Origin of the sequence: Streptomyces sp. NPDC006476, from assembly GCF_040612015.1 — a bacterium.
In the GTDB taxonomy this organism is placed as follows: Bacteria; Actinomycetota; Actinomycetes; order Streptomycetales; family Streptomycetaceae; genus Streptomyces; species Streptomyces griseorubiginosus_B.
This window is the reverse complement of the sequence record NZ_JBEXPK010000002.1, coordinates 343,977-367,837: the sequence shown is the minus strand read 5'-3', so window position 1 is coordinate 367,837 and position 23,861 is coordinate 343,977. Positions and strand designations below refer to the sequence as shown.

Annotated in this window: 20 protein-coding genes; 13 read left to right on the top strand and 7 right to left on the bottom strand. The window is 71.8% G+C overall.

The window, feature by feature from the left end; all coding sequences use genetic code 11:
• The first annotated feature begins 4 nt into the window (after window positions 1-4).
• From ABZZ74_RS03770 to lgt, 10 genes are all read left to right on the top strand, one after another.
• Window positions 5-1,483: an anthranilate synthase component I gene (locus ABZZ74_RS03770; protein ID WP_356761596.1), complete on the top strand. Its 1,479-nt coding sequence runs from the start codon at window positions 5-7 to the stop codon at window positions 1,481-1,483.
• Window positions 1,484-1,535: 52 nt separating this feature from the next.
• Window positions 1,536-2,174, top strand: coding sequence for a TIGR02234 family membrane protein (locus tag ABZZ74_RS03765; protein ID WP_356761594.1), 639 nt, complete (start codon window positions 1,536-1,538; stop codon window positions 2,172-2,174).
• A 113-nt stretch (window positions 2,175-2,287) separates the two neighbouring features.
• Entirely contained in the window at window positions 2,288-2,542 is a 255-nt protein-coding gene (locus ABZZ74_RS03760) for an HGxxPAAW family protein (RefSeq protein ID WP_356761592.1), read from the top strand.
• Between the two features lie 89 nt (window positions 2,543-2,631).
• Window positions 2,632-3,081 (top strand): DUF2752 domain-containing protein, encoded by a 450-nt coding sequence (locus ABZZ74_RS03755; protein WP_356761591.1) that lies wholly within the window; start codon window positions 2,632-2,634, stop codon window positions 3,079-3,081.
• A gap of 147 nt (window positions 3,082-3,228) precedes the next feature.
• The gene (gene trpC, locus ABZZ74_RS03750) at window positions 3,229-4,038 is read left to right on the top strand and encodes an indole-3-glycerol phosphate synthase TrpC (protein WP_356761589.1); all 810 of its coding nucleotides are present in this window, start codon (window positions 3,229-3,231) and stop codon (window positions 4,036-4,038) included.
• A 21-nt stretch (window positions 4,039-4,059) separates the two neighbouring features.
• On the top strand, window positions 4,060-4,227 hold the full coding sequence (locus tag ABZZ74_RS03745) for a hypothetical protein (RefSeq protein WP_356761587.1): 168 nt from the start codon (window positions 4,060-4,062) through the stop codon (window positions 4,225-4,227).
• Window positions 4,228-4,331: 104 nt separating this feature from the next.
• Window positions 4,332-5,615 (top strand): tryptophan synthase subunit beta, encoded by a 1,284-nt coding sequence (gene trpB, locus ABZZ74_RS03740; RefSeq protein WP_356761585.1) that lies wholly within the window; start codon window positions 4,332-4,334, stop codon window positions 5,613-5,615.
• Window positions 5,612-6,430 carry a tryptophan synthase subunit alpha gene (trpA, locus tag ABZZ74_RS03735; protein ID WP_133042801.1) on the top strand — a complete coding sequence of 273 codons (819 nt, stop codon included), beginning with the start codon at window positions 5,612-5,614 and terminating at the stop codon, window positions 6,428-6,430. Before trpB ends, trpA begins: the two co-directional genes overlap by 4 nt.
• Before the next feature lie 87 nt (window positions 6,431-6,517).
• Entirely contained in the window at window positions 6,518-7,294 is a 777-nt protein-coding gene (locus ABZZ74_RS03730) for a thioredoxin domain-containing protein (protein WP_356761583.1), read from the top strand.
• A gap of 93 nt (window positions 7,295-7,387) precedes the next feature.
• Entirely contained in the window at window positions 7,388-8,404 is a 1,017-nt protein-coding gene (lgt, locus tag ABZZ74_RS03725) for a prolipoprotein diacylglyceryl transferase (protein WP_356761581.1), read from the top strand.
• A 58-nt stretch (window positions 8,405-8,462) separates the two neighbouring features.
• Here the strand turns inward: lgt and ABZZ74_RS03720 are convergent, their stop codons facing one another.
• Genes ABZZ74_RS03720 through ABZZ74_RS03690 form a run of 7 tightly spaced genes read right to left on the bottom strand, consistent with a single transcriptional unit; the run spans window position 8,463 to window position 16,402 of the window.
• A complete protein-coding gene (locus ABZZ74_RS03720) occupies window positions 8,463-9,302 on the bottom strand; it encodes a CoA ester lyase (RefSeq protein ID WP_356761579.1) in 840 nt (279 codons plus the stop codon).
• On the bottom strand, window positions 9,299-10,501 hold the full coding sequence (locus ABZZ74_RS03715; RefSeq protein ID WP_356761577.1) for a CoA transferase: 1,203 nt from the start codon (window positions 10,499-10,501) through the stop codon (window positions 9,299-9,301). The genes ABZZ74_RS03720 and ABZZ74_RS03715 overlap by 4 nt, the downstream gene beginning before the upstream one ends.
• The gene (rbsK, locus tag ABZZ74_RS03710; RefSeq protein WP_356761575.1) at window positions 10,498-11,391 is read right to left on the bottom strand and encodes a ribokinase; all 894 of its coding nucleotides are present in this window, start codon (window positions 11,389-11,391) and stop codon (window positions 10,498-10,500) included. Before rbsK ends, ABZZ74_RS03715 begins: the two co-directional genes overlap by 4 nt.
• On the bottom strand, window positions 11,388-12,746 hold the full coding sequence (locus ABZZ74_RS03705; RefSeq protein WP_356761573.1) for an ADP-ribosylglycohydrolase family protein: 1,359 nt from the start codon (window positions 12,744-12,746) through the stop codon (window positions 11,388-11,390). The genes rbsK and ABZZ74_RS03705 overlap by 4 nt, the downstream gene beginning before the upstream one ends.
• A complete protein-coding gene (locus ABZZ74_RS03700) occupies window positions 12,734-13,927 on the bottom strand; it encodes an ADP-ribosylglycohydrolase family protein (protein ID WP_356761571.1) in 1,194 nt (397 codons plus the stop codon). The genes ABZZ74_RS03705 and ABZZ74_RS03700 overlap by 13 nt, the downstream gene beginning before the upstream one ends.
• Window positions 13,928-13,934: 7 nt before the next feature.
• Window positions 13,935-15,380, bottom strand: coding sequence for an ADP-ribosylglycohydrolase family protein (locus tag ABZZ74_RS03695; protein ID WP_356761570.1), 1,446 nt, complete (start codon window positions 15,378-15,380; stop codon window positions 13,935-13,937).
• Window positions 15,377-16,402, bottom strand: coding sequence for an ADP-ribosylglycohydrolase family protein (locus ABZZ74_RS03690; protein ID WP_356761568.1), 1,026 nt, complete (start codon window positions 16,400-16,402; stop codon window positions 15,377-15,379). Before ABZZ74_RS03690 ends, ABZZ74_RS03695 begins: the two co-directional genes overlap by 4 nt.
• 196 nt (window positions 16,403-16,598) lie before the next feature.
• On the opposite strand from ABZZ74_RS03690, the gene ABZZ74_RS03685 reads away from it, so the two are divergent.
• From ABZZ74_RS03685 to ABZZ74_RS03675, 3 genes are all read left to right on the top strand, one after another.
• Window positions 16,599-17,330 (top strand): VIT1/CCC1 transporter family protein, encoded by a 732-nt coding sequence (locus ABZZ74_RS03685; protein WP_133042792.1) that lies wholly within the window; start codon window positions 16,599-16,601, stop codon window positions 17,328-17,330.
• A 369-nt stretch (window positions 17,331-17,699) separates the two neighbouring features.
• On the top strand, window positions 17,700-22,292 hold the full coding sequence (gltB, locus tag ABZZ74_RS03680) for a glutamate synthase large subunit (RefSeq protein ID WP_356761567.1): 4,593 nt from the start codon (window positions 17,700-17,702) through the stop codon (window positions 22,290-22,292).
• Complete coding sequence (locus ABZZ74_RS03675) at window positions 22,285-23,748, top strand: glutamate synthase subunit beta (RefSeq protein ID WP_356761565.1); 1,464 nt, start codon at window positions 22,285-22,287, stop codon at window positions 23,746-23,748. The genes gltB and ABZZ74_RS03675 overlap by 8 nt, the downstream gene beginning before the upstream one ends.
• Window positions 23,749-23,861: the final 113 nt, after the last annotated feature.

Here is a 23,861-nt window from a genome sequence, read left to right as displayed (position 1 = left end):
CGCCATGGACCTCGAGACCTTCCGCAAGCTCGCCACCGACCGGCGTGTCATCCCGGTCACGCGCAAGCTCCTCGCCGACGGCGACACCCCCGTCGCGCTGTACCGCAAGCTCGCCGCCGAGCGCCCCGGCACCTTCCTGCTGGAGTCCGCGGAGAACGGCCGCTCCTGGTCCCGCTACTCCTTCGTGGGCGTCCGCAGCGCCGCCACCCTGACCTCCCGCGACGGCGGAACCCACTGGCTCGGCACCCCGCCCGTCGGCGTCCCCGTGGACGGTGACCCGCTCGCCGCCCTGCGCGCCACCATCGAGGCCCTGCACACCCCGCACCAGGAGGGCCTGCCGCCCTTCACCGGCGGCATGGTCGGCTACCTCGGCTACGACATCGTGCGCCGCCTGGAGAAGATCGGCCCCGGCGAGCGGGACGACCTGCAGCTGCCCGAGCTGACCATGCTGCTCACCAGCGACCTGGCCGTGATGGACCACTGGGAGGGCTCGGTCCTGCTGATCGCCAACGCGATCAACCACAACGACCTGGACACCGGCGTCGACGAGGCCTACGCGGACGCCGTGGCCCGGCTGGACGCGATGGAGGCGGACCTGTCCCGGGCGGTCGCCCAGCCGCCCGCCGTCCTGCCGCCCTCGGAACTGCCCGAGTACACCGCGCTGTGGGGCGGCCCCGACTTCCAGGCGGCCGTCGAGGACGTCAAGGAACGCATCCGCGCCGGTGAGGCCTTCCAGGTCGTCCCCTCCCAGCGCTTCGAAACACCGTGCACGGCAAGCGCGTTGGACGTGTACCGGGTGCTCAGGGCCACCAACCCCTCCCCGTACATGTACCTGTTCCGCTTCGACGGCTTCGACGTCGTCGGCTCGTCCCCCGAGGCCCTGGTGAAGGTCGAGGACGGACGGGCCATGGTCCACCCCATCGCCGGCACCCGGCACCGCGGGGCGACCCCGCAGGAGGACCAGGCGCTCGCCGACGAACTGCTCGCCGACCCCAAGGAGCGCGCCGAGCACCTGATGCTGGTCGACCTCGGACGCAACGACCTCGGACGGGTCTGCGAGCCGGGCTCCGTCGAGGTCGTCGACTTCATGTCCATCGAGCGGTACTCGCACGTGATGCACATCGTCTCGACGGTCACCGGCCGGGTCGCCGCGGGCCGCACCGCCTTTGACGTCCTGACGGCCTGTTTCCCGGCCGGCACCCTCTCCGGCGCCCCCAAGCCCCGCGCGATGCAGATCATCGACGAACTCGAGCCGTCCCGGCGCGGGTTGTACGGCGGCTGCGTCGGCTACCTCGACTTCGCGGGCGACTCCGACACCGCCATCGCCATCCGCACCGCCCTGCTCCGGGGCGGCACGGCGTACGTCCAGGCGGGCGCCGGCATCGTCGCCGACTCCGACCCGGTCGCCGAGGACCAGGAGTGCCGCAACAAGGCGGCTGCGGTGCTGCGCGCGGTCCACACGGCCAACCGGCTCGGACAGTAGGACGGGTCTCACGTGAACCCCGGGTGACGGTTCACCCGGGGTTCGGGCGATAGTGGAGTACGTGACTGCCGTACCTCATCCCCGTTCCGAAGCCGCAGGACCCGCCCGGGCCGGCCGCATCTCCCTCGCCGTCGCCCTGCTGGCCGGTGCGCTCGGCGCGGCCGTGGCGCTGCTGTCGACCCGGCAGCGCTGGTCGGAGGGCACCACGACGGTGGCCGGCGGTGCCTTCTCCCTGACCGCCAAGGGCAGTGACGTCACCGGCGTCCCCGCCGCGCTGGCCATAGTGGGACTGGCCGCGCTGGTCGCCGTGTTCGCCGTCCGCCGGGCCGGCCGTCTGCTGGTCGCTGCCCTGCTCGCGCTCTCCGGCGCCGGCACGGTCGCCGCGGCCCTGCTCGGAGCCTCCGACAGCTCGGCCCTCGACGACAAGGCCGCCCAGGCGGCCGGCGACACCTCGGCCACGGTGCACGCCCTCAGCCACACGGCCTGGCCGTACGTGGCCGCGGCGGGCGGCGCGCTGATCCTGCTGGCCGGGCTGCTCGCGCTGCGCTACGGGCGGTACTGGCCGGCGATGTCCGGCCGCTACGAGCGGGACGGGGCGGCCAGGCCGCGGCGCAGGCCCGCCGTCGATCCCGACCGTCCCGAGGACCTGTGGAAGGCCCTGGACCGCGGGGAGGACCCGACGAGCGCGTAGGCGACGGCGCCGACGCGCGAAGGGCGACCCCCGGGCAGCGCACGCGCGCGCGTGCGGGACAATGTCGGCTGAGCGTCCGGCTCAGACACGTAATCAGCAACGAGGAGCAAGTCATGGCGGGCAGCAGCCACGGTCACACCCCGGCCGCCTGGACCGGTGTCATCATCGCCTTCATCGGTTTCTGCGTCGCGGGCGCCTTCATGGTCATGGCTCAGCCCGCGGGCTTCTGGGCCGGCATGGCGATCGTGGTCATCGGTGGCATCGTCGGCTGGGTGATGAGCGCGATGGGCATGGGCCAGCCGAAGGACGCGCACGACAGCTTCCAGTCGGAGCTGGCGGAGAGCCAGGCTGCGCACGCCGAGAGCTGAGCGCGCACGACTACTGCACGCACGCGTGAGGGGCGACCCGGAAAGCCGGGTCGCCCCTCACGCGTGCGTGGCGGCCGTTCCGGGGGAGAATGCCTGACGTGAACGTCGAGAGCCGGTCCGTCACGCCCTCCCGCGCCGAACCCACCACGGCGGCGCGGCTCGCCGTGCCCGCGGGCATCATGGCCGCCGTCGCCGGGGCCTTCGCCTACGTGGGCACGGTCGACCCCAACCAGCCCGGCCACTACCCCGTCTGCCCCCTGTACGCCGTCACCGGCCTGTACTGCCCCGGCTGCGGCGGACTGCGCAGCGCGCACGCCTTCGTCCACGGCGACTTCCTCGGTGCGCTCCACGACAACGCCCTGGCCACCGTCGGCTATCCGCTCTTCGCCGTGCTGTGGACCGTATGGGTGGTGCGTGCGGTACGGGGACGGCCGCTGCGGCTCGGGCTCGGGTCGGCGCACCTGTGGGCCCTCGGGGCGTTGCTGCTGGTCTTCACGGTTGTCCGGAACCTGCCGTTCGGTGGCTTGCTGCATCCTTGATCAAACCGTGAACGTCCAGGTAGTGGGACCGGTGTCAACCGGATGCGAGGGCTGCGCCCTCCTCCGGATACCATCGCAGTGACCATCGGTTTTCTCCCGACGGTCAAAAAGCTTCAACAGTCCACCGTCTGGAAGGGGGCCGCTCGCGTGAGTGTGCTCGACGAGATCATCGACGGAGTCCGTGCCGACCTCGCGGAGCGGCAGGCGCGCGTCAGCCTCGACGAGCTCAAGGAGCGTGCGGCGAAGGCTCCCACCGCCAAGGACGGGGTCGCCGCGCTCAAGGGCGACGGCGTCAAGGTCATCTGCGAGGTCAAGCGATCCAGCCCCTCCAAGGGCGCGCTGGCCGCGATCGCCGACCCCGCCGGACTCGCCGCGGACTACGAGGCGGGCGGCGCGGCCGTCATCTCCGTCCTCACCGAGCAGCGCCGCTTCGGCGGCTCGCTGGCCGACCTGGAGGCGGTCCGCGCACGCGTGGACATCCCCGTCCTGCGCAAGGACTTCATCGTCACGTCGTACCAGCTCTGGGAGGCCCGCGCGTACGGCGCCGACCTCGCCCTCCTGATCGTCGCCGCCCTGGAACAGCCCGCCCTGGAGTCCCTCATCGAGCGCGCCGTCTCCATCGGCCTCACCCCGCTCGTCGAGGTGCACGACGAGGACGAGGTCGAGCGGGCGGTGGACGCCGGCGCCAAGATCATCGGCGTCAACGCGCGCAACCTCAAGACCCTCGAGGTCGACCGCTCCACCTTCGAGCGCGTGGCCCCCGAGATCCCCGACCACCTCGTCAAGATCGCCGAGTCCGGCGTCCGCGGCCCCCACGACCTGATCGCCTACGCCAACGCCGGCGCCGACGCGGTCCTGGTGGGCGAGTCCCTGGTCACCGGCAAGGACCCGAGGACAGCGGTCTCGGACCTGGTGGCGGCGGGCGAGCACCCGGCTTTGCGGCACGGGCGCGCTTGATCTTTCGGTAGGCTGACCCCGATGACACTCACCCTGACGACCGTGGACCGGTACGCCCGCCTCGCGCGCGGCTGCCGCCCTCGCGGCTGCCGCGCCCCGGCCCGCCGCGTACACGGCCGCCGCGTGCGCTACGTCATCGGAGACGAACCGGGACAGGTAAACGGCCGTCGATGGCAGCGCGCCCCCTAGGGGCGCGGGGAACTGCGCGACCAGCCACGCACAACCTGAGGTCGCATTCGGGCTCCGCCCCCACGGCGAACACGTACGTCCCAAACTCACCGTGAGGTTCAGCCATGCCCAGCGACTTCTTCATCCCCGACCCGGAGGGTCAAGTACCGAGCCCCGAAGGCTACTTCGGGGACTTCGGCGGCAAGTTCATCCCGGAGGCCCTCGTCGCAGCCGTGGACGAGGTGGCCGTCGAGTACGACAAGGCCAAGCACGACCCCGAGTTCGCCCGAGAGCTCGACGACCTGCTGCTCAACTACACGGGGCGCCCCTCGGCGCTCACCGAGGTCCCCCGTTTCGCCGCGGAAGCGGGCGGCGCACGCGTGTTCCTCAAGCGCGAGGACCTCAACCACACCGGCTCCCACAAGATCAACAACGTCCTCGGCCAGGCCCTGCTCACCAAGCGCATGGGCAAGACCCGGGTCATCGCGGAGACCGGCGCCGGCCAGCACGGCGTGGCCACCGCCACCGCCTGCGCCCTGTTCGGCCTCGAGTGCACGATCTACATGGGCGAGATCGACACCCGGCGCCAGGCCCTCAACGTGGCCCGCATGCGCATGCTCGGGGCCGAGGTCGTCGCGGTGAAGTCCGGCAGCCGCACCCTGAAGGACGCCATCAACGAGGCCTTCCGCGACTGGGTCGCCAACGTCGACCACACCCACTACCTCTTCGGTACGGTCGCCGGCCCGCACCCCTTCCCGGCCATGGTCCGCGACTTCCACCGCGTCATCGGCGTGGAGGCCCGCCGCCAGCTCCTGGAGCGCGCCGGCCGCCTCCCGGACGCGGCGATCGCCTGCGTCGGCGGCGGCTCCAACGCCATCGGCCTCTTCCACGCGTTCATCCCCGACGAGGGCGTCCGCCTGATCGGCTGCGAGCCGGCCGGCCACGGCGTGGAGACCGGCGAGCACGCGGCCACCCTCACCGCAGGCGAGCCCGGCATCCTGCACGGCTCCCGGTCCTACGTCCTGCAGGACGACGAGGGCCAGATCACCGAGCCGTACTCGATCTCGGCCGGCCTGGACTACCCGGGCATCGGCCCGGAGCACTCGTACCTCAAGGACAGCGGTCGCGGCGAGTACCGCGCGGTCACCGACGACGCGGCGATGCAGGCCCTGCGCCTGCTCTCGCGCACCGAGGGCATCATCCCGGCGATCGAGAGCGCCCACGCCCTCGCGGGTGCCCTGGAGATCGGCAGGGAGCTGGGCGAGGACGGTCTGATCGTCGTCAACCTGTCCGGCCGCGGCGACAAGGACATGGACACCGCCGCCCGCTACTTCGGCCTGTACGACACCGACGCCGAGGTCGCGGCCGACGCCGCCGACACCGCCGAGATCGAGGGGGACGCCAAGTGAGCGGGAACATCCAACTGCTGTCGGACACCCTCGCCGCCGCCAAGGCCGAGGGCCGTGCCGCGCTCATCGCCTACCTCCCGGCCGGGTTCCCGACCGTGGACGGCGGCATCGAGGCGATCAAGGCCGCCCTGGAGGGCGGGGCGGACGTCATGGAGGTGGGGCTGCCGCACAGCGACCCCGTCCTCGACGGTCCCGTCATCCAGACCGCCGACGACATCGCCCTGCGCGGCGGCGTCAAGATCGCGCACGTCATGCGCACGGTCAAGGAGGCCCACGAGGCCACCGGCAAGCCGATCCTCGTCATGACGTACTGGAACCCCATCGACCGCTACGGCGTCGAGCGCTTCACCGCCGAACTGGCGGAGGCCGGGGGCGCCGGGTGCATCCTGCCCGACCTGCCCGTCCAGGAAGCGGCGCTGTGGCGGGAGCACGCCGAGAAGCACGGGCTCGCCACGGTCTTCGTGGTCGCGCCCAGCAGCAAGGACGCCCGGCTCGCACAGATCACCGCGGCCGGCAGCGGCTTCGTGTACGCCGCCTCGCTCATGGGCGTCACCGGCACCCGTGAGTCTGTGGGCGCGCAGGCCCAGGACCTGGTCGAGCGGACCCGGGCGACCGGCACCGACCTGCCCGTCTGCGTCGGTCTCGGCGTCTCCGACGCCGCGCAGGCCGCCGAGGTGGCCGGCTTCGCCGACGGCGTGATCGTCGGCTCGGCGTTCGTGAAGCGGATGCTGGACGCGCCGGACGACGCGGCCGGCGTCGAGGCGGTCCGCGCACTCGCCGGGGAACTGGCGAAGGGCGTGCGCGGCCAGGCGTAACGGCACACTACGGAACATTCGGTCACTCGAACGGGTGGACCTGGGACCGGGGAGGCGCGCTGCGCCTCCCCGGTTCGTTCTGGGGGTGTGAGCGAGAAGAACCGTGAGGGAAAGCGCACCGCCCGTGAGCGGCTGGCGGTCGAGCGCGAGAAGCAGAAGGCCGCCGAGAAGCGGCGGCGGGTGCTGATCGTCGGCGCGAGCGTCGTCTGCGTGCTGGGGCTCGCCGCGGTGATCGGCGTGGTCGCCGCGAACGCCGGCAAAGACAAGGGCAGCAAGAGCTCGGGCCCCATCGCGGCGCCGTCCGGGGCCCAGGGCAAGGACAGTCTCGCGATCCCGGTCGGCAAGGACGGTGCCAGGTCGACGCTCACCGTCTGGGAGGACTTCCGCTGCCCGGCCTGCCAGGCCTTCGAGATGACCTACCGCCCGACCATCCACGAGCTGACCGACTCCGGACAGCTCCGGGTCGAGTACCACCTGGTCAGACTGATCGACGGGAACCTCGGCGGCACCGGCTCGCTGCGCGCGGCCAACGCGGCGGCCTGCGCCCAGGACGCCGGGAAGTTCCGCGACTACCACGACGTGCTGTACCAGAACCAGCCGAAGGAGACCGACGACGCCTTCGCGGACAACAGCAAGCTGATCGCGCTCGCGGGCAAGGTGCACGGCCTCGACACCCCGGCCTTCCGCACCTGCGTCAACGACGGCACGCACGACAGCTGGGTCGACAAGTCGGCCGCCGCGTTCAGGTCCAGCGGTTTCTCCGGCACGCCGACCGTGATCCTCAACGGCAAGAACATCTACCAGGACCAGACGATGACCCCGGCCAAGCTCAAGCAACTGGTACAGGAGGCCGCCAAGCGGTAAGGCGCACGGGACCCATTCACACCTGCCCGTTATGGACCCGTAGCCGGGCCGCCTGCCGTGGTCCCGGTCCGGCACGGTAGCGTCGACCCTGCCATGGAAGAACTTGCCTACATTCCGAGCCCGTCGCGCGGGGTGCTGTATCTCGGCCCCATTCCGCTGCGCGGCTACGCGTTCTGCATCATCATCGGCGTCTTCGTCGCGGTCTGGCTCGGCAACAAGCGCTGGATCGCCCGCGGGGGACGGGCCGGGACGGTGGCCGACATCGCTGTCTGGGCGGTGCCGTTCGGCCTCGTCGGCGGCCGGCTCTACCACGTGATCACGGACTACGAGCTGTACTTCAGCCAGGGCCGTGACTGGGTGGACGCCTTCAAGGTGTGGGAGGGCGGCCTCGGTATCTGGGGCGCGATCGCGCTCGGTGCGCTGGGTGCCTGGATCGGCTGTCGGCGCCGGGGCATCCCGATGCCCGCGTACGCCGACGCCGTGGCGCCCGGTATTGCCCTCGCGCAGGCGATCGGGCGGTGGGGCAACTGGTTCAACCAGGAGCTGTACGGCAAGGAGACCGACGTTCCCTGGGCGCTGCACATCACGTCCTCGGCGGACGGTCGGGTGCCGGGGTACTACCACCCGACGTTCCTCTACGAGTCCCTGTGGTGCATCGGCGTCGCCTTCCTGGTCATCTGGGCCGACCGGCGGTTCAAGCTGGGGCACGGGCGGGCGTTCGCGCTGTACGTCGCCGCGTACTGCGTGGGGCGGGCGTGGATCGAGTACATGCGGGTCGACGACGCGCACCACATCCTCGGGCTGCGGCTGAACGACTGGACCGCGGGAATCGTGTTCCTGCTCGCGGTGACGTACATCGTGGTGTCCTCGAAGAAGCGGCCCGGGCGTGAAGCGGTGGTCGAGCCGGGGGCGGCGGACGAGGCTCCGGGCGAGGAGACCGAGGGCGAGACCGAAGCCAAGGACGCCGACGTCAAGGACGCCGACGTCAAGGACGCCGACGTCAAGGACGCCGACGTCAAGGAGGCCGGCGGGGAGTCCTCCGAGGAGAACGCCGCTGAAGCCGAGGCGAAGGACAAGGCCGAGTCGACCGAGTCGGCCAAGAAGCTCTGACGCACGACCGACGGCGGGTTTCGGCGGCTTAGGCACGCCGGGACCCGCCGTCGGCGTTTCATCGGCAGCGGTTGGCCAGGGACAGGGTGCGCTGGGCCGTTGCCACGACCGCCGCGTCGATGAAGCGGCCGTCCGGGAGGGCCTGGGCGCCCTGGTCCCTTGTCGCCGCCTTCACGATGGTTTCCGCCTCCTCGATCTCGTGGGTCGTGGGGAGGTAGGCCCGTTCGATGATGGGGAGTTGGCGGGGGTGGATGGCGGCTCGGCCGAGGAAGCCCAGGGCGCGGCCGTGGGTGCAGGAGGCCGCCAGGGACTCCAGGTCCCGGATGTCCGGGTGCACCGACTGCGGTGGCGGGGGCAGGCCCGCCGCCCGGGCGGCTACGACGACCCGGGAGCGCGACCAGTCGAGGCCCGCGTCCTCACGTACGCCCAGGTCGGCCCGGAGATCCGCCTCGCCCAGCGAGATGCCGCGCAGCGACGGGTGAGCGGAGGCGATGGCGTGGGCGTTTTCCACGGCCAGGGCGGTTTCCAGGAGGGCGTACAGCGCGGGGGCGTCGCCCCTCAGCGAGGTCATGTGGTGGGCGATGCGGATGATCTGGGACGGTGACGTCACCTTCGGCAGACGCAGGCCCGACAGGCCCGGGAGCATGGCGATCGCTTCGAGGTCCCGGGGCGCCAGCGGGCCGTCCAGGGCGTTGACGCGGACGTGGACCGGGACCGGCGGGGAGTCGGTGAGGAGCTCGGCCGTGGCGGCGCGGGCGTAGTCCTTGCGGTCCGGGGCGACCGCGTCCTCCAGGTCGACGACCACGACGTCGGCGCCGGCGACGAGGGCCTTGGCGACCACGTGCGGGCGGTCGCCGGGGGCGTACAGCCAGGTGAGCGGGGTGGTCCTGTCGGTCATACGGCCCCCTCCTCCCGTAGAGCCGCCAACTCGGCCCGGCTCAGGCCCAGTTCGGTCAGGACCTGTTCCGTGTCCGCGCCGTGCGGGCGGCCCGCCCAGCGGATGGCGCCCGGCGTGGAGGAGAGTCGGAAGAGGACGTTCTGCATACGGAGCGGGCCGAGTTCGGGATCGTCGAGGGTCGTGATCGTGTCGAGGGCCTGGTACTGCGGGTCGCTGAGTACGTCCCGTACGTCCTGCACGGGCGCGATGGCCGCCTCCGCCTTCTCGAAGGCGGCGAGGACCTCCGTGCGGGTGCGGGTGGCGATCCAGTCGCCGACCGCCGCGTCGAGGACGTCCGCGTGCGCGGCGCGCTCGGCGCCCGTCGCGAACCAGGGCTCGTCGATCAGCTCCGGGCGGCCCACCAGGTGCATCACGCGTTCCGCGATCGACTGGGCCGAGGTGGAGACGGCGACCCAGGTGCCGTCGGCGGTGCGGTAGGTGTTGCGCGGGGCGTTGTTGGCGGAGCGGTTGCCGGTGCGGGCCTGGACGTATCCGAGCTGGTCGTACCAGGTGGGCTGGGGGCCGAGGACGGTGAGGATCGGTTCGATGATCGCCATGTCGACGACCTGGCCCTCGCCGGTGCGCTCGCGCGCGGCGAGCGCGGTCAGCACGGCGTACGCCGACGCCAGGCCCGCGATGGAGTCGGCGAGGCCGAAGGGCGGGAGGGTCGGAGGGGCGTCCGGTTCACCGGTGATCGCGGCGAAGCCGCTCATCGCCTCGGCGAGGGTGCCGAAGCCGGGGCGGTGGGCGTAGGGGCCGAACTGGCCGAAGGCGGTGACGCGGGTGAGGACCAGCCGGGGGTTGACGGCGGACAGCTCCGCCCAGCCGAGGTCCCACTTCTCCAGGGTGCCGGGACGGAAGTTCTCGATCAACACGTCTGCGGTGGCGGCAAGTTGGAGCAGCGTGGCGCGGCCGCCGGGTTTGGAGAGGTCGAGGGTGATCGTGCGCTTGTTGCGGCCGAGGATCTTCCACCACAGACCGACGCCGTCCTTCGAGGGACCGTGGCCGCGGGAGGGATCCGGTTTGGTGGGGTGCTCGACCTTGACGACCTCCGCGCCGAAGTCGCCGAGCAGGGTGGCGGCGAGGGGGCCGGCGAAGAGCGTGGCGAGGTCGAGGACGCGCAGACCGGTGAGCGGGGGCCGGGTGCCGGGAGTGGTCATGAGGAGTACCGCGCCTCGATCTCGGAGCGGTACGGCATCGACGCGGAGGCGCCGGGGCGCTGCACCGAGAGCGCGGCGGCCGTGGCGGCCCAGGCCAGGGCCTCACGGATGGGCCGCTCCTCGCCGAGGGCCACCGCGAGCGCGCCGACGAAGGTGTCGCCCGCGCCGGTGGAGTCCACGGCGGTGACCTGCGGGGCCCCGACGGCGAGGGGCTCGGCGTCCCGTGCCAGGTACAGGCTGCCCGCCGCGCCGAGCGTGACCACCACGGCCGGGACCTTCTCCAGCAGGGCGGTGGCCGCGTCGACGGTGTCGGTCTCGTCGGTGAGGGTGACCGCCTCGTACTCGTTGGCGATCAACAGGTCGGTGGCGGCGAGGAGTTCGGGGGGCAGGGGCTGTGCCGGGGCGGGGGTGAGGATCGTACGGACGCCATGGGCGCGGGCGGTCCGCGCTCCCGCGACGACCGCGGGCATCGGGATCTCCAGTTGCAGCAGCAGGGTGTCGGCGGAGGCGATGAGGCCCTCGTCGCCGGGGACGAGGTGGTCGACGGTGCCGTTGGCGCCGGGGATCACGACGATCGCGTTGCCGCCCTCGTCGTCGACGACGATGTGGGCGGTGCCGGAGGGGCCGTCGATGGTGCGGAGCAGGTCCGTCTCGACGCCCGAGTGTTCCAGGGTGGAGCGGAGATGGGTGCCGTAGGTGTCGGTGCCGATGGCGCCGATCATCGACACGGTGGCGCCCGCGCGGGCCGCGGCGATCGCCTGGTTGGCGCCCTTGCCGCCGGGGATCGTACGGAACTGCCGTCCTGTCACGGTCTCTCCGCGCTGCGGGGCCTTCTCGACGTAGGTGACGAGGTCCATGTTCGTGCTGCCCAGCACGACGATGTGGGTCATGGGTGGGATGCCTCCCGGTGGGTGAGGTGGGCCAGGGTGTCGAAGCCGACGCCGTTGAAGTCGCCGACGGACGTGGACAGCCGGTTCTTCAGGGGGGACGTCCAGCGGTCGGGGAGGGCGGCGGGGCTGCCGGTGAGCAGTGCGGCGATGCCGCCCGCGGTGGCGCCGTTGGAGTCGGTGTCCAGGCCGCCCGACACGGCACGGGAGATGGAGCCGGTGAAGTCGCCGTCGGCGTGGGTGAGGGCGGCGGCGATCAGGGCCGTGTTGGGGATGGCGTGGACCCAGTGGTGGGTCTCGGCGTAGATGGCGTGGAGTTGGTCCACGACGGTGTCGAAGTCGGGCTCTTTCCCGGCCAGTCGGATGGCGTGGCGGATCGCCTCGGACAGGCGGGAGCGGGGTGGGATCACCGTGAGGCCGGTGCTCAGGCAGCTGTGGATGTCGTGGGTGCCGGTGGCGGCCTCGGCGATGACGGCCGCGGTGAACATCGCCGCGTAGACGCCGTTGCCGGTGTGGGTGAGGGAGGCGTCCGCATGGGCCTGTTCCGCGGCGGCGGCCGGGTCGCCGGGGTTGGTCCAGCCGTGGACGTCCGCGCGGATGAGGGCGCCGATCCATTCGCGGAAGGGGTTGCGGTGGCGGGCGGTGTGCGGGGGTTCGATGCCGGTGAGGAGGTTGCGGTAGGCGACGCGTTCGGCGGTGAAGGTGCGGCCGGCGGGGAGTTCGTCCAGCCAGAGCCTCGCCACGTCGGCGGTGGTGAAGCGGCGGCCGTGGCGTTGGAGCAGGAGCAGGTTGAGGAGGGGGTAGTTCAGGTCGTCGTCCTCGGGCATCCCGTCGATGTTCTCGACGAGGGAGGTGGAGGCCGAGCGGCGGTTCCAGGGGTGCTGTGAGAGGAGGTCTTCCGGGACCCCTCGGGCGGTGAAGTAGGTGTTCAGGGGCCAGTTGCCGGTGGACCGGGCCAGTTGGCGGATGCCGGTGAGGGGGAGCTTCTCGACGGGCTTGCCCAGGAGGCAGCCCGCGGCCCGGCCCAGCCAGGCGGCTTCCAGACGGAGTCGGCTCGTGGCCGCTCGGGCCGGCCGGGGCCAGTCGGGGCAGCAGGCCTTGATCCTCGTGAGGTCGGTCGGCTCCGCCTCGGTCAACGTGCCGGGCAGGTCCGCCAGTTCGTCCAGCAGGTCCTCCGCCAGCTGCCGCAGGTAGCGCGATGCCCGTTCCGTCGACGCACCCGCTCGGCCCGGGGCTTCCGCACCCCCCGCCGCCCTCCAGCGCGCCGCGATCACCGACGCCTCACGACCGTCCAGAGCCGCCTGACGCAGCTCATGGCCGATCAGGTCCTCCGGCTGCACCCAGGTCAGTCGGAGCATCCGAGGCTTCCGAGTCTCGTGAACGCCGCCTCGTGCGCCCGCCGCCGCTGTACGTCCCGCTCGAAGATCTCGTACGCCACCTCGGTGAGGACGCGGGCCGGTTCCCACAGGTCCAGACGGCTCGCCTCCGATACCGTCTTGGACCAGTCGTCCGGCACCGGGGAGCCGAGGGCGCCGGTCAGGGCGCCCGCCATCGTGGCGATCGAGTCGCAGTCCCGGCCGTAGTTCACCGAGCCCAGGACCGCGTGGCGGTAGTCGCCGCCGGACACCAGCACCATGCCGAGGGCGATGGGGAGTTCCTCGATGGAGTGCAGACGGGAGGGGCGGCGGGCGCCGAGGGAGGGGGCGCGGTAGTCGGGGCCCACCGTGTCGTACGGTGTCACCGCCTCGCGCAGGGGGGCCAGGGCGGACTCGAAGTCCGTGTGCCGGGACGCCACTTCGCAGACCCGCTCGATCGCCTCGCGGGTGCCGTCCTTGGCGAGGGAGAGGACGGTCGAGACGATCGTGTCCGGGGTGGCACCGGGGACGCAGGCCGCCGCCACCGCCGCCGCGAGGACGGCCGCCGCCTCCCGGCCGTACGACGACTGGTGGGCGCCCGCGACGTCCAGGGCCTCGGCGTAGGCGGCCGCCGGATCGGCCGCGTTGACCAGGCCGACCGGGGCCATGTACATCGCGGCGCCGCAGTTGACGATGTTGCCGACGCCGGCCTCGCGCGGGTCGGCGTGGGCGTAGTGGAGGCGGGTCACCAGCCATTTCTCGGCGAGGAAGACGCGGTGGAGGGGAAGGGCCTCGGCTTCCAGCTCCGGGATCCAGCGCGGGTTCGTCATCAGGTCGGGGACCAGATGGTCGGCGATCGCGTACGCGTCGAGGTGGTCGCGGACGGTTCCGTAGACCCGTACCAGCGCGTGCGTCATCAACGTGTCGTCGGTGACGTGACCGTCGCCCTTGTGGTACGGGGCGAGGGGGCGGGCCGTGCGCCAGGCGTCGCCGTTCCAGGGGCCGACGATGCCGTGGACGCGGCCGCCGTGACGTTCGACGATCTGGGTGGGGGAGTAGCCCTCGACCGGGCCGCCCAACGCGTCCCCGACCGCCGCGCCCACGAGGGCTCCGGTGATGCGGTCCTCGAGGCTGGTTGTCGCTTGTTCCGTGAGGCCGGTTGTTTCCTGCTCTTTGGGCGTCATGCCCGAATCATCCTCCCGGTGGGGCCGGTTGCGTGGCTTCCAGGAGTTCGGCGAGTTCCACCAGGTCGGTGGCGGTGAGGCGGGGGAGCGCGCAGCCGGAGAGGGTGCGGCAGGCGTCCCGCCAGGAGGCCGGGATCGTGCTGCCGCCGCCCAGGGCTCCGGTCAGGGCGCCGGCGAGGGCGGGGGCGGAGTCGGCCACTCGGGAGAGACAGGCCGCCGCCGGTACCGCTTCGGCGATACGGCCCCTTGCGGCGGTCGTCAGGGCCAGCGCCACGGGGACGGTTTCGGCGGCCGCGATGCCGTAGCTGTAGACGTGGTCGACGATCTGGTGTTCCAGGAGGGGGACCAGGGCGAAGGCGGACTCGGCCCGGCGGGCCAGGTCGAGCGCGTGGCGGGCGTTGCGGCCGATCTCGGTGGTCTCGGGGAGTTCGGCGAGGGCGGCCGTCACGCAGGTGTGGACGTCGGCGCCGGTCAGCGCCAGGGACACCGCCGCCGCCATCGCGCGGGCTCCGTGCACTCCGTCGCCGTCCTGGGTGTAGCGGGCGTCGAACTCGGCGAGGTCCGCGGCGAGTCGGGGGTCGCCCGGGTGGGCCACGGCCAGGACGCAGGCCCGGACGCAGGCCGCGTCGTCGAAGTAGTGGGGGTTGTCGTGGCCGGTGGCGGGCGGGCGGAGGCCGGCGGCGAGGTTGCCGAGGCCGGCGCGGACGGAGATGCGGGCGCGGAGGGGGAGGACGGCGGACTCCACCTCCGGGGCGCGTTGGGCCGCGGCGGCGACCTCGCTGGCCAGGGCGTTCCAGGTGAGGTCGAGGGCGGCTCTGGTGCGGCGTTCGCGGCTGAGGTCGCCGAGGGCGGTGTCGTCGCCGGCGCGGAGGAGGGCCTCGGCGGCGAAGGCCGCCCACTCGGCGTCGTCGGAGGGGCCGAGGAGGAGGGGCTCGGGGGGTTGGTTGAGGGCGATGGGGACGGGGAGGGTGGTCGTGGCGTTGTGCTCGGCGAAGTTGTCGAGTTCCCGGGTGAGGCGGCGGGTCCAGTCGGGCATGCGGGTGGCTCTGTGGCGGGCGGAGGGCCAGCCGGCGGCGTCGCCCGCGGCCAGGCCCAGCAGGAGGCCGACGGTCCTGTCGGCCTCGGCGGGTCCCTGCGGGGGCTTGCCGCCGTCCACCGCCTCGGCGGGTCCCTGTGGGGGCTTGCCGCCATGCACCGCTTCGGCGGGTCCTTGCGGGGGCTTGCCGCCATGCACCGCTTCGGCGGGTCCTTGCGGGGGCTTGCCGCCGTCCACCGCCTCGGCTTCGCCTTCGGCGGGTTCGTTCCCACCCGCACCACCCGTACAACCATCGTCGTCGGCTGCGGGTGGCCCCTGTGGGGCGTCCCCGCCGTCGGCGGCCGCGGGAGCGTCCGGCTGCGCCGTGGGCGTCGGTTCGCTGGTGGCTCCCTCGTCCCAGGGGCCTGGGGGCCTCACCGGACTACCCCCGCCTCAGTGTCGGGTGCCAGGGTGAAGGACGTGGGGTCCGGGGGACGTACCGATGTCTCCTCGTCCTCCGTCAGCAGGTCCGCCACCTCCAGGACGTGGTGGCCCGCCATCGCCGGCAGGCAGCTGCCCCTCGCCGGGGTGATCGCCGCCGCCCAGTCGGCCGGGATCGCGGCGACGCCCTGTGTCGCTCCCGCCAGCGCGCCCGCCACCGCCGCCGTCGTGTCGGCGTCGCGGCCCATGTTGACCGCCGTGAGGACCGCGTCGCGGAAGTCGCCGTCTGCCGCCGCGTAGGCGCCGTAGGCCAGGGCGACGGCTTCCGGGGCCAGGTCCGTCCACGGGTAGCCGCCGATCACCACCGCCGAGCGGACCGCGCGTTCGCCGCGGTGGGCGGCTGTCACGGCCCGGCGCAGGGAGCGGGCCGTCCAGGAGTCGTCCGGGACGACGGCGAGGGCGGAGGCCACCACCGCGATCGGCGCCGCCCCGGCCATCGCCGCCGCCACACCCGCCGCCACGGCCTGGCCGCCGTAGATGCCCTCGCCCTCGTGGCTCACCGAGCCGTCGATCGCCGCCAGCCGGGCCGCCTCGGCGGGGCGGCCCGCGGCGAAGACGCCGAAGGGGGCCGCGCGCATGGCGAGACCGTCGCTCCAGGCGTGCCGGTGCTGGGCGGAGATGGGGGCGGCGAGACCGCGGCGGAGGTTCTCCAGGGTGCCGCGCTCGCTGAAGCCCGCCCCGCGGAAGGGGCCCTCGGCGCGGTCGGCGATCCACTCGTGCCAGGCCGCCTCCACGTGGGCGGGGGTGAGGGCCGAGCCGTGGCGGGCCAGTAGCAGGCCCGAGAAGATCGCGTACTCCGTGTCGTCCGTGCCGGCCGGTACGTCCTTGACGTACCCCGTGATCCGGCCCCAGCGGGCGCGGATCTCGGACGGTTTCATGTTCTCCGCGGGCGCCCCGAGGGCGTCCCCCACGGCCAGACCGAGCAGTGCGCCGCGTGCCCGTTCGCGGATCGATGGCATGGCCCATGTGTCCCACCATCGGCGGTTGACCCCAGCCTCGCCGGGCTCCATGTCACCCGGTCGATCGGCAAAGTCGCAGGTTAGCCCAGCCTTTCCTTGCTGGCGGCGGGGAATGCGGAGGCGTAGGTTCTGCGTTGTCGGAAATTAGAACCTGTCCAAAGTTAGCTTTGGCTTAGCTTTCCTGGGGGACCCCGCAATGGCGATCATCGAGACCGAGGCCACGCTCCACGAGGCCCACCGCGACAACCACACGCACCGTGACGTCAACGGTGGGTGGCTGCGGCCGGCGGTGTTCGGGGCGATGGACGGGCTCGTCTCCAACCTCGCGCTGATGACCGGTGTCGCGGGCGGCGCCGTGAGTCCGAACACCATCGTGCTGACCGGCCTCGCGGGTCTCGCCGCCGGCGCCTTCTCGATGGCCGCGGGTGAGTACACCTCCGTCGCCTCCCAGCGCGAGCTCGTCGAGGCCGAGCTGGACGTCGAGCGCGCCGAGCTGAGGAAGCACCCGGCGGACGAGGAGGCCGAGCTCGCCGCGCTCTACCAGGCGCGCGGCGTCGAGCCGGAGCTGGCCCGTGAGGTCGCCCGGCAGCTGTCCCGCGATCCCGAGCAGGCGCTGGAGATCCACGCCCGCGAGGAGCTCGGCATCGACCCCTCGGACCTGCCGTCTCCGCTGGTCGCGGCCGTGTCGTCCTTCGGGTCCTTCGCCCTGGGCGCGCTGCTTCCCGTACTGCCGTATCTGCTCGGTGCGACCGCGCTGTGGCCCGCCCTGCTGCTCGCCTTCATCGGGCTGTTCGCGTGCGGTGCCGTGGTGGCCCGGGTGACCGCGCGCAGCTGGTGGTACAGCGGGCTGCGGCAGCTCGCGCTCGGCGGCGCCGCGGCCGGTGTGACGTACGCCCTGGGCAGTCTGTTCGGAACGGCCGTAGGATAGCTCGGCTGGAACTTATGCGTTGGGCCGCATAAGTAGCCGTTACCCGCTGGTTTCGAATGGTTTTCCACCGGGCATGAGCCGTAAGCGCTGTGGGCAATGAGGCCTGCCGCGCACCACCGGGAAGGGCGACGCGGCCCTCCCCGTCTTTCGGGTCGGCGGACATCGATCTGTCCCGTCCGGTCCCCATAGCTTCCACCGCAGGCGCGGCACCCGCGCTGCAGCCGAGCGGTGTCCGCATGCTGGAACGGAATATCCCGGTTCCCGAGAACCGCTCCATCATGTAACCTGCACGAAATTTTGCACTCCGCAGAGGGCCAACGTCGTCCCTCGGCAATCTGCATGCCACTTGAGACGACGACGGGAGAGCCGATGCGTACGCCGCGCCAGCCGTCCCAGCATTCCGCGAATGGCCAGAACTGGTCCTTCATGGATGCTCGCCCTGCTGCGCAGGGTATGTACGACCCCCGCTTCGAGCGCGACGCGTGCGGCGTCGGCTTCGTTGCCACCCTCACCGGCGAGGCGTCCCACACCCTGGTCGAACAGGCCCTGACCGTCCTGCGCAACCTCGAACACCGCGGTGCCACCGGCTCGGAGCCGGACTCCGGGGACGGCGCCGGCATCCTCTCCCAGGTGCCCGACGCGTTCCTCCGTGACGTGGCCGGATTCGAACTGCCCGAGGCGGGCGGTTACGCGGTCGGCATCGCCTTCCTGCCTGAGGAGGGGGCCGAGGACGCCGTCTCACGCATCGAGACGATCGCCGACGACGAGGGCCTCACCGTCCTCGGCTGGCGCGAGGTCCCGGTCGCCCCCGAACTGCTCGGCGCCACCGCCCGCTCGACGATGCCCGCCTTCCGCCAGATCTTCGTCACGGACAACGCCTCGAAGGGCATCGTTCTCGACCGCAAGGCCTTCGCGCTGCGCAAGCGCGCCGAGCGCGAGGTCGGTGTCTACTTCCCGTCGCTCTCCGCGCGCACCATCGTCTACAAGGGCATGCTGACCACCGGTCAGCTCGAGCCCTTCTTCCCGGACCTGTCCGACCGCCGCTTCGCCTCCGCGATCGCGCTCGTGCACTCCCGGTTCTCCACGAACACCTTCCCGTCGTGGCCCCTCGCGCACCCGTACCGCTTCGTCGCGCACAACGGTGAGATCAACACCGTCATGGGCAACCGCAACTGGATGCGTGCCCGCGAATCGCAGCTGGTCTCCGACCTGTTCGGGGACAGGGGCCTGGAGCGCGTCTTCCCGATCTGTACGCCGGACGCCTCCGACTCGGCGACCTTCGACGAGGTGCTCGAACTGCTGCACCTGGGCGGGCGTTCGCTGCCGCACTCCGTGCTGATGATGATCCCGGAGGCGTGGGAGAACCACGACTCCATGGACCCGGCCCGCCGCGCCTTCTACAACTTCCACTCCACGATGATGGAGCCCTGGGACGGCCCGGCCTGTGTCACCTTCACCGACGGCACCCAGGTCGGCGCGGTCCTCGACCGCAACGGCCTGCGCCCCGGCCGCTACTGGGTCACCGACGACGGTCTGGTCGTCCTCGGCTCCGAGGTCGGCGTCCTGGACATCGACCCGGCCAAGGTCGTCCGCAAGGGCCGGCTGCAGCCCGGCAAGATGTTCCTCGTCGACACCGTCGAGCACCGCATCATCGAGGACGACGAGATCAAGGCGACCCTCGCCGCCGAGCAGCCCTACGCCGAGTGGATCGAGGCCGGCGAGATCGAGCTGGGCGACCTGCCCGAGCGCGAGCACATCGTCCACACCCACGCCTCGGTCACCCGCCGCCAGCAGACCTTCGGCTACACCGAGGAAGAACTGCGCGTCATCCTCGCGCCGATGGCCAAGGCCGGTGCCGAGCCGATCGGTTCGATGGGTACGGACAGCCCGATCGCCGCGCTCTCCGAGCGCCCGCGGCTGCTGTTCGACTACTTCACCCAGCTGTTCGCGCAGGTCACCAACCCTCCGCTGGACGCGATCCGCGAGGAGCTGGTCACCTCCCTGCGCTCGTCGCTGGGCCCGCAGGGCAACCTGCTCGACCCGAGCGCCGCCTCCTGTCGCTCCGTCGTGCTGCCCTTCCCGGTCATCGACAACGACGAGCTGGCCAAGCTCATCCACATCAACGCCGACGGCGACATGCCCGGCTTCAAGGCCGCGACCCTCTCCGGTCTGTACCGGGTCTCCGGCGGCGGTGACGCCCTCGCGGCGCGCATCGAGGAGATCTGCGCCGAGGCCGACGCCGCCATCGGCAACGGCGCCCGGCTGATCGTCCTGTCGGACCGCCACTCCGACGCCGAGCACGCGCCGATCCCCTCGCTGCTGCTCACCGCGGCCGTCCACCACCACCTCATCCGCACCAAGCAGCGCACCCACGTGGGCCTGCTGGTCGAGGCCGGCGACGTCCGCGAGGTCCACCACGTCGCCCTGCTCATCGGCTACGGCGCCGCGGCCGTGAACCCGTACCTGGCGATGGAGTCGGTCGAGGACCTGGTCCGCGCCGGTACCTTCCTCTCCGGCATCGAGCCCGAGCAGGCCATCCGCAACCTGATCTACGCCCTCGGCAAGGGCGTGCTGAAGGTCATGTCGAAGATGGGCATCTCCACGGTCGCCTCCTACCGGGGCGCCCAGGTCTTCGAGGCCGTCGGTCTCGACGACGCGTTCGTCGCCAAGTACTTCAGTGGTACGGCCACCAAGATCGGCGGTGTCGGCATCGACGTCGTCGCCAAGGAGGTCGCCGCCCGCCACGCCAAGGCCTACCCGGCCTCCGGCATCGCGCCCGCCCACCGCGCCCTGGACATAGGCGGCGAGTACCAGTGGCGCCGCGAGGGCGAGCCGCACCTGTTCGACCCCGAGACGGTCTTCCGCCTCCAGCACTCCACGCGCACCGGCCGCTACGACATCTTCAAGAAGTACACCGAGCGGGTGAACGAGCAGTCCGAGCGGCTGATGACGCTGCGCGGGTTGTTCGGCTTCAAGTCGGACCGTCCCTCGATCTCCATCGACGAGGTCGAGCCGGTCTCCGAGATCGTCAAGCGCTTCTCCACCGGCGCCATGTCGTACGGCTCCATCTCGCGCGAGGCGCACGAGACGCTCGCCATCGCCATGAACCAGCTGGGCGGCAAGTCCAACACCGGTGAGGGCGGCGAGGACCCGGACCGTCTGTACGACCCGGCCCGCCGGTCCGCCATCAAGCAGGTCGCCTCCGGCCGCTTCGGCGTGACCTCCGAGTACCTGGTCAACGCGGACGACATCCAGATCAAGATGGCCCAGGGCGCCAAGCCCGGCGAGGGCGGCCAGCTGCCCGGCCACAAGGTGTACCCGTGGGTCGCCAAGACCCGTCACTCGACCCCGGGCGTCGGTCTGATCTCCCCGCCGCCGCACCACGACATCTACTCCATCGAGGACCTGGCCCAGCTGATCCACGACCTGAAGAACGCGAACCCGCAGGCGCGGATTCACGTCAAGCTGGTCTCCGAGGTCGGCGTCGGCACGGTCGCGGCGGGTGTGTCCAAGGCGCACGCGGACGTCGTGCTCATCTCCGGTCACGACGGCGGCACGGGCGCCTCCCCGCTGACCTCGCTGAAGCACGCGGGCGGCCCCTGGGAGCTCGGCCTCGCCGAGACCCAGCAGACCCTGCTGCTCAACGGCCTGCGCGACCGGATCGTGGTCCAGACCGACGGCCAGCTCAAGACCGGCCGTGACGTCGTCATCGCCGCGCTGCTCGGCGCCGAGGAGTTCGGTTTCGCGACCGCGCCGCTCGTCGTCTCCGGCTGCATCATGATGCGCGTCTGCCACCTGGACACCTGCCCGGTCGGCATCGCCACCCAGAACCCGGTCCTGCGCGACCGCTTCTCCGGCAAGGCCGAGTACGTGGTCAACTTCTTCCAGTACATCGCCCAGGAGGTCCGCGAGATCCTGGCCGAGCTCGGCTTCCGCTCCATCGAGGAGGCCGTCGGCCACGCCGAGGCACTCGACGTGACCCGCGCGGTCGACCACTGGAAGGCGCAGGGCCTGGACCTGGCCCCGCTGTTCCACGTGCCGTCGCTGTCCGAGGGCGCGGTCCGCCACCAGGTGATCGCCCAGGACCACGGCCTGGAGAAGGCGCTCGACAACGAGCTGATCAAGCTCGCCGCCGACGCCCTGGCCGCGGACTCCGCGACCGACGCCCAGCCGGTGCGCGCCCAGGTCGCCATCCGCAACATCAACCGCACGGTCGGCACCATGCTCGGCCACGAGGTGACGAAGAAGTTCGGTGGCGCCGGCCTGCCCGACGACACCATCGACATCACCTTCACCGGTTCCGCGGGCCAGTCCTTCGGCGCCTTCCTCCCGCGCGGTGTCACGCTGCGCCTGGAGGGCGACGCCAACGACTACGTCGGCAAGGGCCTCTCCGGCGGCCGGGTGATCGTCCGTCCCGACCGGGGCGCCGACCACCTCGCCGAGTTCTCGACCATCGCGGGCAACACCATCGCCTACGGCGCGACCGGCGGCGAGCTGTTCCTGCGCGGTCGTACCGGTGAGCGGTTCTGTGTCCGCAACTCCGGCGCGACGGTCGTCTCCGAGGGCGTGGGCGACCACGGCTGCGAGTACATGACCGGCGGACGCGCGGTGGTGCTCGGCCCGACGGGCCGCAACTTCGCGGCCGGTATGTCCGGCGGTGTCGCGTACGTGATCGACCTCGACCGGGACAACGTCAACGTCGGCAACCTGGAGTCGGTCGAGGAGCTGGACGACACCGACAAGCAGTGGCTGCACGACGTGGTGCGCCGGCACCAGGAGGAGACCGCCTCCACGGTGGCCGAGAAGCTGCTGGCCGAGTGGGACACCGCGGTCGAACGCTTCAGCAAGATCATCCCCAGCACGTACAAGGCAGTGCTCGCCGCCAAGGACGCCGCCGAGCAGGCGGGACTCTCCGAGTCCGAGATCACCGAGAAGATGATGGAGGCGGCGATCAATGGCTGACCCGAAGGGCTTTCTGAACCACGGCCGTGAGGTCGCCAAGTCCCGTCCGGTCGAGGACCGCCTGAAGGACTGGAACGAGGTCTACGTCCCCGGCTCCCTGCTGCCGATCATCAGCAAGCAGGCCAGCCGCTGCATGGACTGCGGTATCCCGTTCTGTCACAACGGCTGTCCGCTGGGGAACCTGATCCCCGAGTGGAACGACTACGCCTACCGCGAGGACTGGTCGGCGGCTTCGGAGCGCCTGCACGCGACGAACAACTTCCCCGAGTTCACGGGGCGGCTGTGCCCGGCCCCGTGCGAGTCGGCGTGTGTGCTGGGCATCAACCAGCCGCCGGTGACCATCAAGAACGTCGAGGTCTCGATCATCGACAAGGCGTGGGAGACCGGTGACGTCGCCCCGCAGATCCCGGAGCGCCTGTCCGGCAAGACCGTCGCCGTCATCGGCTCGGGCCCGGCGGGCCTGGCCGCCGCCCAGCAGCTGACCCGGGCCGGCCACACCGTCGCCGTCTACGAGCGCGCCGACCGCATCGGCGGCCTGCTCCGCTACGGCATCCCCGAGTTCAAGATGGAGAAGCGGCACATCAACCGCCGTATCGAGCAGATGCGCGCGGAGGGCACCCGCTTCCGTACCGGCATCGAGATCGGCCGCGACCTCAAGGCGACCGACCTGAAGAAGCGGTACGACGCCATCGTCATCGCCGCCGGTGCGACGACCGCGCGGGACCTGCCGGTGCCGGGCCGCGAGCTCAAGGGCATCTACCAGGCCATGGAGTACCTGCCGCTGTCGAACAAGGTCCAGGAGGGCGACTACGTCGTCTCCCCGGTCTCGGCCGAGGGCAAGCACGTCGTGGTCATCGGCGGCGGCGACACCGGCGCTGACTGCGTGGGCACCGCCCACCGCCAGGGCGCGGCCTCCGTCACCCAGCTGGAGATCATGCCCCGGCCGGGCGACGAGCGGAACGCCGTCACCCAGCCGTGGCCGACCTTCCCCATGCTGTACAAGGTGACCTCCGCGCACGAGGAGGGCGGCGAGCGGGTCTACTCCGTCTCCACCACCCACTTCGAGGGCGACGAGGACGGCAACGTCCAGTGGCTGCACCTCACCGAGGTCGAGTTCATCGACGGCAGGCTCACCCCGAAGCCGGGCACCGAGCGCAAGATCCCGGCCCAGCTGGTGACGCTGGCGATGGGCTTCACCGGCACCGACCGGGACAACGGCCTGGTCGACCAGTTCGGCCTGGACCTCGACGAGCGGGGCAACATCGCCCGCGACGCCGACTTCCAGACCAACGTCCCCGGGATCTTCGTCGCCGGTGACGCCGGCCGCGGCCAGTCGCTCATCGTGTGGGCGATCGCGGAGGGCCGCTCGGCCGCCCGCGGCGTCGACCGCTTCCTGACCGGCGCCAGCGACCTGCCGGCCCCGATCCGCCCGACGGACCGCGCGCTGATGGTCTGACGGTTCACCAGGAACGTCCCGTACAAAGGCGTACGGGCTGGTTGTCTGGGGGGTATCCCCCCAGACCCCCCGTGACGGCGTCTGCCCAGTCCCCGACCGGACTACGGGCAGGC